At 43.0% G+C, this 7,903-nt stretch carries 6 protein-coding genes; 5 read left to right on the top strand and 1 reads right to left on the bottom strand.

What is annotated here, in order from left to right:
- Positions 1-139 precede the first annotated feature (139 nt).
- The 3 genes from CAG58_RS04870 (at position 140) to CAG58_RS04860 (ending at position 3,352) form a co-directional block, all read left to right on the top strand.
- Positions 140-1,081 carry a radical SAM protein gene (locus CAG58_RS04870; protein ID WP_161426664.1) on the top strand — a complete coding sequence of 314 codons (942 nt, stop codon included), beginning with the start codon at positions 140-142 and terminating at the stop codon, positions 1,079-1,081.
- Positions 1,082-1,104: 23 nt separating this feature from the next.
- Positions 1,105-1,950: a sulfurtransferase gene (locus CAG58_RS17095; protein WP_337247275.1), complete on the top strand. Its 846-nt coding sequence runs from the start codon at positions 1,105-1,107 to the stop codon at positions 1,948-1,950.
- A 655-nt stretch (positions 1,951-2,605) separates the two neighbouring features.
- Complete coding sequence (locus tag CAG58_RS04860; RefSeq protein ID WP_161426662.1) at positions 2,606-3,352, top strand: glycerophosphoryl diester phosphodiesterase; 747 nt, start codon at positions 2,606-2,608, stop codon at positions 3,350-3,352.
- A gap of 104 nt (positions 3,353-3,456) precedes the next feature.
- Here CAG58_RS04860 and CAG58_RS04855 read toward each other — a convergent pair whose 3' ends face one another.
- Complete coding sequence (locus tag CAG58_RS04855) at positions 3,457-4,587, bottom strand: glycerophosphodiester phosphodiesterase (RefSeq protein ID WP_161426661.1); 1,131 nt, start codon at positions 4,585-4,587, stop codon at positions 3,457-3,459.
- A gap of 212 nt (positions 4,588-4,799) precedes the next feature.
- On the opposite strand from CAG58_RS04855, the gene CAG58_RS04850 reads away from it, so the two are divergent.
- Positions 4,800-5,324 (top strand): 4Fe-4S binding protein, encoded by a 525-nt coding sequence (locus tag CAG58_RS04850; RefSeq protein ID WP_161426660.1) that lies wholly within the window; start codon positions 4,800-4,802, stop codon positions 5,322-5,324.
- A 130-nt stretch (positions 5,325-5,454) separates the two neighbouring features.
- Positions 5,455-7,893: a DMSO/selenate family reductase complex A subunit gene (locus CAG58_RS04845; RefSeq protein WP_161429846.1), complete on the top strand. Its 2,439-nt coding sequence runs from the start codon at positions 5,455-5,457 to the stop codon at positions 7,891-7,893.
- The last annotated feature ends 10 nt before the right edge of the window (positions 7,894-7,903 follow it).

Genomic DNA, 7,903 nt, shown 5'->3' with positions numbered 1-7,903 from the left:
CTTCCAGTTTGAATTCGGCACTAAATAGCCGTCTTGTACGTTTTGTCATAATGTCACCTATTAACTTATGAGATGATGATATCACCTCTAACTAAGTGACCAAATTCACCATACCACTACAGCATATGGCGGGAAGTTCATGGAGGTATATGGTGCCCAGCACAACCGCGAATTTAGATTCGGAGAAAATAGTGAAACCACTGAAACAATGGGAGCAGGAGACGCTTGGACTAGTGGTCGCCCACTTTTCGGGAAAAACTATATAGACCTACTACATACATGTGTTGAAAATGGTTTTGGTACAATCTCGATAACATTTCATGGTATTCCTGATAAAAACGGAAACTTACAGCCCAGCAATAATTATCCAATAAAAGGTGTTTTCCCAGGTGCAAAAACCCTTGAAGTAATTGACAGAATAAAAGACTTTAACCTAAATCACTTACCAAGTGGAAAGCAGCCAATCAAGATAAACATTGGCATAACGATCGGCTCTCATAATCATACTCTCGAAACCATTCTCTCATATTGCGAAATTTTTAACGGAGTGGGCATTAACTCATTACGATTTAACTGCTTTACAGACCATGGTAAAAAACATCCCCATCTTCAGTTGAGCCAAGAGCAAGTAAGAAAGTTCTATCAAGACATAAAGTATGTCCACGACAATATTCCTTGCGATTTCCAAATTGGTATTAGTGAAGATTTCGGAACGAATGGTATAGATGTACTCGGGTTGCCGGGTCACGTTGGTTGGTGTAGAGCAGGACGTCAGTTGTTCGCGATTGTCCCTTCTCCGATTGAAAAAATAGGAAGTGTGGGAGAGAAAATTGCTGATATTGTAGGTTGTGTGAATATCTTTGAGCCTTACTTGGGCTACTTGTTGCGAGTGCCAAATATTGATGGTATATCTTATCGTTATAAAGTTTGCTTTGATGAGAATGCCATTGACAACTTTACTGCTAAGCGACTGAATGGAGAGTTCACCAATGGCTGTTTCGCTGGTGAAATGCTGATGGATGATAGGTATCATATTCCGTTAGTCTCAGAACAAGCAATAGAAGTTCTAGAAGTAGATTAACTTATTTAAGAAAGGGGTCTGTTATCAGCACTAATCTAGTAACAACTGAATGGTTAGAGAAAAACTTAAATCGTAAAGATTTAGTAATCCTTGATGCAACTATGGATAGTATTTCAGGTGATAACAGCGACCTTTATAATAGAGTATTTATTCCAAAAACTCAGCGTTTTGATATTAAACATGAGTTCAGTAAAATCGACTCAGAATTACCTTGTACCGTGCCAACATATGATGAGTTTTGTCAAAAGGTAAGAAAGCTTGGAATTAAGAAAGACAGTACGGTCGTTATTTATGATGCTAAAGGTATTTATTCTTCTCCTAGAGCTTGGTGGCTTTTAACCCTAATGGGACACAAAAAAGTCTTTGTACTGGATGGCGGTATGCCCAAGTGGGAAATGGAAAATAGACCGCTTGCAGTATCAGCTAGTGAGTCGAATAGCAATGTTCAGTGGGAGGGAGATTTTTTTAGCGAACTTGCCGTCGATAAAGACCAAATTTCTAGTGCAATTGCTCTTAGTGAAGCAAATATCTTGGATGCTAGAAGTTTTCTTCGTTTTTCCGGGGCTGCGCCTGAGCCAAGAAAAGGCCTTAGTTCCGGCCATGTTCCCAGCGCAAAAAATCTACCATTTGAACAATTAGTTAGTCGTGGCTGTTATCTTCCTAAAGAAGCGTTAAAGGCTAAGTTTGACGAGCTGGGTATAGACATGAGCTTACCCAGTTACTTTTATTGCGGATCAGGAGTAACAGCATGTATTTTGCTGCTGGCTGCTCTTGAGATAGGAATGAAACAATTGGCGATTTACGATGGTTCTTGGTCTGAGTGGGGCGCAGATCCTGCGTTGCTAATAGAAGCGGGAAACGTGGGCTAATGTGCCAAGCACCTAGCTCTCTTTTTTATAATCGAAGTTTAAGATCTGTACCTATTTTCTAAACGGTATAGTAACTTCTGATTCGATATAAACGCATTCTGCTGCACTTGCCCCAACCTGATTACCATCATCAATAGTAAGCTATCTTAGAGCTATACTTTTAGTAATCCAGACAAGAGGGTTAAGTCGTGCCAAAGAACAAGGTTCAGTTTTAAAAAAAGTAAATGATAATGCTAGATTTTTGGCAATTTTTTTAAAAAACGTTCGTAATCTTGCTCTGTTCAAAACACTTATCACTAAACTGGAGTTGTATTGATTAATTTATATATTTTTTTCCTATTAACCCAAGCTAAACTTATCCGAAATTGGCACTTTAAAACACAACCCCTAACTCGAAAATGTCCAGAAACGTACCAAGGCAGTGGATGATCAATTGTGGATGATCAATTGTGATGCTCAAGACAATCAGTATGATACTTTATTTCTGTCTTACAGCTGAGGTTGCGTAGTGTATTGGCCGATTTTCAACGGCTAATCACATTTCTGAACCGTCTACTCTATTGTTAACAATTTGACTCCGGTATAGTGCATTTCAAGCTCGAACGAGCGATTATCTGCGCTCGAAATGCAACAATTCACAGAGAGTTGATTGAAAATGAACACACTTTTTGCCCATCGTGGCATGTCATCGTTAGCCCCTGAAAATACCTTAGCTGCTTTTCGTCTTTGCCATACACATAAGGTGCAGTGGCTGGAATGTGATGTTGATATCCTTGGTGATGATACGATAGTGATTTCTCACGATGACACATTAGATCGTTGTACCAATCGCAGTGGTAGCCTGTATGGATTGAGTCAACAAGATCTAGCGAATATTGATGCTGGTGGATGGTTCTCTGATGCGTTTGCTGGTGAGCCGATTCCGACCTTTCGCCAATTTATTGAACTACTTAATGAGCTAAAACTCGACGCTAATATTGAGATAAAATCCTGTACGGCAGGGTGGGAGAAAACGCTCAAATTAATTGAGGGCGTGATTGAGGGACTAAAACTGCTTGATAGTGACAGAAAAGTGATTATTTCAAGTTTTAATCATATTGCTCTTTATGAATTTAAACGGCGTGCGCCGCACTATCCGACCGCTTGTTTATTTACTAAAGAGACACTATCGGAAGATTGGGAATCCATTTTACAGGCGTGCCAAGCTGAATATATCCACCCAGAAAATGAAGGATTGTCTCGTGAGCAGGTTGCCGCTTTTAAAGCCAAAGGCTACAAAGTGAACGTTTATACCGTCAATAGCCTACTAAGAGCCAACCAATTATTTAACTGGGGCGTGGATGGTGTCTTTACCGATATCGCTCAGACATTCCCTCGTTCATTCCTCTCTGCGGCTAATTAGCCGCGTTAAATCGGTAGCTTGAGTGAAGCAAGTTATTGTCAGCAGAACAAAAAATCCCGTATTGATACGGGATTTTTTATAGAAACCATCAACGTTGATTGAGATTAATAACCAAGTTTCACTAGCGTTGCGGTAACGTCTTTTGCTGGACGTCCAGTTAACGCTTCGACGGCGAGATTAGGACGGTTGGTGAAAAAGCCGGTCACTCCCCGATCGCGATAGCGGATAAGATCTTCAGCATCATCTAAGGTGTAAATATGAGTCACTAACCCTTTTTGCTGATTCATCTCTATCATCCAAGGTTTAGCGAGATCCATATAGCTAAAATTACTCGACCACGAGTCAGCAAAGTTGGCTTGAGTCCCTGATGGGCCAACGCCAATTGCGCCATTGTCTTTAGCAAAATCTATCCATTCTTCATAAGCCGATTTTGATGCGACTTGCACTCGTGCGTAGTAAGCCGCCCAGCTTTCATCATCTTGTTTCGGCTCTGTGGGCTTCATATCGATATAACCGTCGCCAGTCCATAGCAGAAGGACTTTAGGGATGTTCGGCATTTCCGCTTGCAGTTGAACTAAGCTCTCTTTTTCAAAGGTTTGCAAAATAACCTTACCTTTCATTTCCTTATCTAGCCAGCCGTGCTGTTGTAAATTCGCTCTCAGATCCGCTTCGATACCTGGAAACAGTTCAGGTAATTTGGTTTCGATATAAAGGCCAGGTTGATGTGAGCAATTCTCAGCAACCTCTCTGACTTGATCTAAGGTCATTAATTGCAAGCCACGATAACTTTCTCTTGCGCGTTCTGGATAGGCGTTATTGAACCAAGATCCCGCATCTAATTTTTCTAATTCAGCCCAAGTAAAACTGCTTACTGGACTATCGGCTCGCTCTGGGTAAATCTCCGCAATATTGGTTTTATTGCGCAAATTATTATCATGTACGGCAATTAAAACGCCGTCTTTACTGCGTTGTAGATCGACTTCAAGATAGTCTGCCCCAAATTCACAGGCTAATTGATAAGCCGGTAAAGTCGCTTCTGGTGCGTTATAGGAGTCGCCACGATGAGCAATAATCGCGTTGTCTGGAATAGAAAGCGGTGCTGACAGTGTCGATGATGTGCTTGAGCAGCCTGATAATGAGAGCGCGCCAATAACGCCTAATGTGGTGTAGAGAAATGGTGTTGTCAGGCTCGTTAATGCGCTACGAGTGGTGTGGTGCTGCGAAGAAAGATTCAACGTAATACTCCTTTTAGTTGAATGAGGCTAAATAACTTAGTTTTGGTGTATGTTTTGGTTTGTTTTTTAACATAAATAGAGCAAATATTCAAAATTGCGTGAGTTAGTAAGCGCAAGTTAGGTCATCTGCTTTTTGAACATGAACAAGACTTTTAGCTTTACGTCTTTTCGCGCTATGATTGAAGTGTGTTGTTTATCCTAGCTTGGTGATGATGAGTCAGAGTCCCCGTAATTTTAGTCGCCGTGATCTTTTTCGTGGTTTAGTTGCCAGAGGTAAGGCCGCTTATCATGAGGTGGATGATCAGCCGAAACGCACCATACCTCGTCCACCGGGGGCATTAGCAGAGGCAACGTTCAGGCGGTTATGTGATGGCTGTGGTCTGTGTGTTGAAGCGTGCCCAAGCTCCGTTATCCAGTTAACAGGCCAGTGGCCTGAGTTATGTCTAGATTACAATCATTGCCAATTGTGCACTCAGTGCGCGCAAGTGTGTCCAACCGGGGCGCTGCTGCCTGCCACGAAAACTGAGCTTTTACCGACCTTTGCTTATCAGTGTCATAATCGTTTATTGGGTTATTGTGAATTATGTATTGAGCAGTGCCCAACTCAAGCGATTCAGTGCGAGCCGAATCAACAACCCGTAGTGAATGAAGACTTATGTAATGGGTGTGGTGAATGCCGTCCGATTTGTCCTGCTAATGCGATTGAGTGGCAATTTCGTAAATCAACAGAAAAATAATGATAACTATTATTGTTACTATTTGATGGTAAATGTTTAAAAGTGTAACCGCTAATTACATTTTCATTGATAGTGATCATAGGGAAGATCATGCAAGATTTGGATAATAGGCCGATACATTGGAGGGTCTATGTCCACATCAATAATCAAAAAACTATTTACGCGCCGTGAGTTTATACAAAGCTCTGCGGTTGCTTCTGGCGCAGCGATTGCTGCCAGTTCGATCAGCTTGCCATTTAATGCGCTGGCTGCACCAACACCATCATCCTCGCTGAGCCCAGAACAGATCCGTTATAGCGCTTGTTTAGTGAACTGTGGCAGTCGTTGCCCATTTAAAGTTCATGTGCGCGATGGTGTGGCCGTTAAGATCTCTCCAGAAGATGGGGTCAATGAAGCCATTTTTGGTCAGCATCAAATCCGCCCTTGTTTACGGGGGCGCTCAGCTCGTTTTCGTACCTATAACCCTGACCGTTTAAAGTACCCAATGAAGCGGGTCGGTGAACGTGGTGAAGGTAAATTCAAGCGCATCAGTTGGGATGAAGCCACCACCATTGTGGCTGAGCAATTGCAACGAGTGATCAACACTTATGGTAATGAAGCCATTTACTATCAATATGGTAGTGGAACGACAGGGGCTAATTTACAAGGCCGTAATACGTGTAAGCGCCTGCTTAATTTAGCTGGTGGCTTCTTAGATATGCACAATACCTATTCAGAAGCTCAACTTAACCGTATTCAGCCGTTTGTTTTTGGACAAGCAGGGAATATTTACGGCACTGAGCAACAAACGCTTTTTGCTGAGATCAAAAATTCTGATTTAGTGGTGATGTTTGGCCAAAACTTGGCAGAAACGCGCATGTCAGGGGGCGGACAAATTGCGGAAATTTATCATGCTCTCGAACAAAGCGGCGCTAAGGTTATTTTGATTGATCCTCGCCGCACCGATAGCGTGACGGCATTTAATGCCGAATGGTTACCGATTCGCCCGGGAACCGATGCGGCGTTAGTCGCGGCAATTGGCCATACCTTAATCAAAGAAAATCTGCTCGATGAGGCCATGCTTAACCAATATACGGTCGGTTGGAGTGAAGAAACTTTGCCTGCCAGTGCGCCAGCGAACTCATCATATAAAGCATATATTCTCGGTCTTGGGGAAGACAAGATTGAAAAAACGCCAGAATGGGCGGAAGCATTGACCGAAATTCCCGCGCAACGTATTCGTCAGTTGGCTCGTGAAATTGCTAGCGCTAAAGCTGCGTGGATCTCTCAAGGTTGGGGAGTGCAACGCACACAAAACGGTGAGCATGCTGCGCGCGCGATCATGATGCTGCCGATTATGACCGGGCAGTTTGGTCGTCCTGGAACCAATATTGGTACTTGGGGAGGCAGTGTCAATTATCCACTAGCGGGTCTGGCGATACCAAACCCAGTCAAAGTGTCGATTCCATGTTTTAGCTGGGTCGATGCGATCACGCGCGGCACCGAGATGACACCAGAAAAAGATTACATCAAAGGTCGTGATCGTTTAACGACCAATGTGAAGTTTTTATGGAATTACGCGTCCAATATCACCGCTAATCAGCATTCGGATCTTAACCAAGTCGATAAAGTGCTGCGTGATGAGTCTTTGTGTGAATTTATTCTGGTATGGGATAACCACATGACAGCCAGCGCTAAATATGCTGACTTATTACTGCCCGATGTTTCAACCTTAGAATCCGATGAGTTAATTAATAACTCTTATCAATCAGGCTCTTATCATTATTTGGTTCGCTTACAAAAAGCGATTGAACCGATGTGGGAAAATCGGCCGACTTATGATGTCTTGGCGGAAATCGCCGATAAAATGGGTTTGAAAGAGGCGTTTACCGAAGGTCGCACCTACCAAGAGTGGATTGAACACGCTTATAACCAAGTGCGTAAACAAGAACCGCATTTGCCTCCATTTGAGCAAACCGATGGTATGGGCGTGATTGATCGCCGGATCGCCGATAGCAGTAAACATATTGCGTTAAAAGATTTCCGTGATGATCCACAGCAACATCCGCTGAAAACGCCATCAGGAAAAATTGAGATTTATTCAGAGCAATTGGCTGAATTGGCGACTCAATGGCAATTACTGCCCGGAGATAAAATTTCGGCGATTCCAGAATACTGGCCAGCCGTCGAAGGTATCGAAGATAAACCGATGCTGAATAAATATCCGTTGCAATTGACAGGGTTTCATACCAAAGGTCATTGCCACTCAACGTATTCGTCCGTTGCTCAATTGAAAGAAGTTGCGCCGGATGTTTTGTGGATCAACCCTATCGATGCTCAAGCGAGAGGTATCCACAATGATGACTTTGTCGAAGTCTTTAATGACAGAGGAAGAGTACGAATTAAAGCGAAGGTATCACCACGCATTATGCCCGGTGTAACGGCGATGCCAGAGGGCGCATGGGCGCAGACCAATAAACAAGGTGTTGATGTTGGTGGCTGTATCAACCGACTAACCTCGCTACGGCCAACGGCGTTAGCTAAAGGTAACCCACAACACACCAATTTGGTCGACGTTAAGCGCATCTGAGGAGATTTTT

The sequence above is a fragment of the Vibrio sp. V31_P5A7T61 genome (assembly GCF_009904895.1).
In the GTDB taxonomy this organism is placed as follows: domain Bacteria; phylum Pseudomonadota; class Gammaproteobacteria; order Enterobacterales; family Vibrionaceae; genus Vibrio; species Vibrio metschnikovii.
The sequence above is the reverse complement of the archived record's forward strand: the minus strand, read 5'-3'. Positions and strand labels throughout refer to the sequence as shown.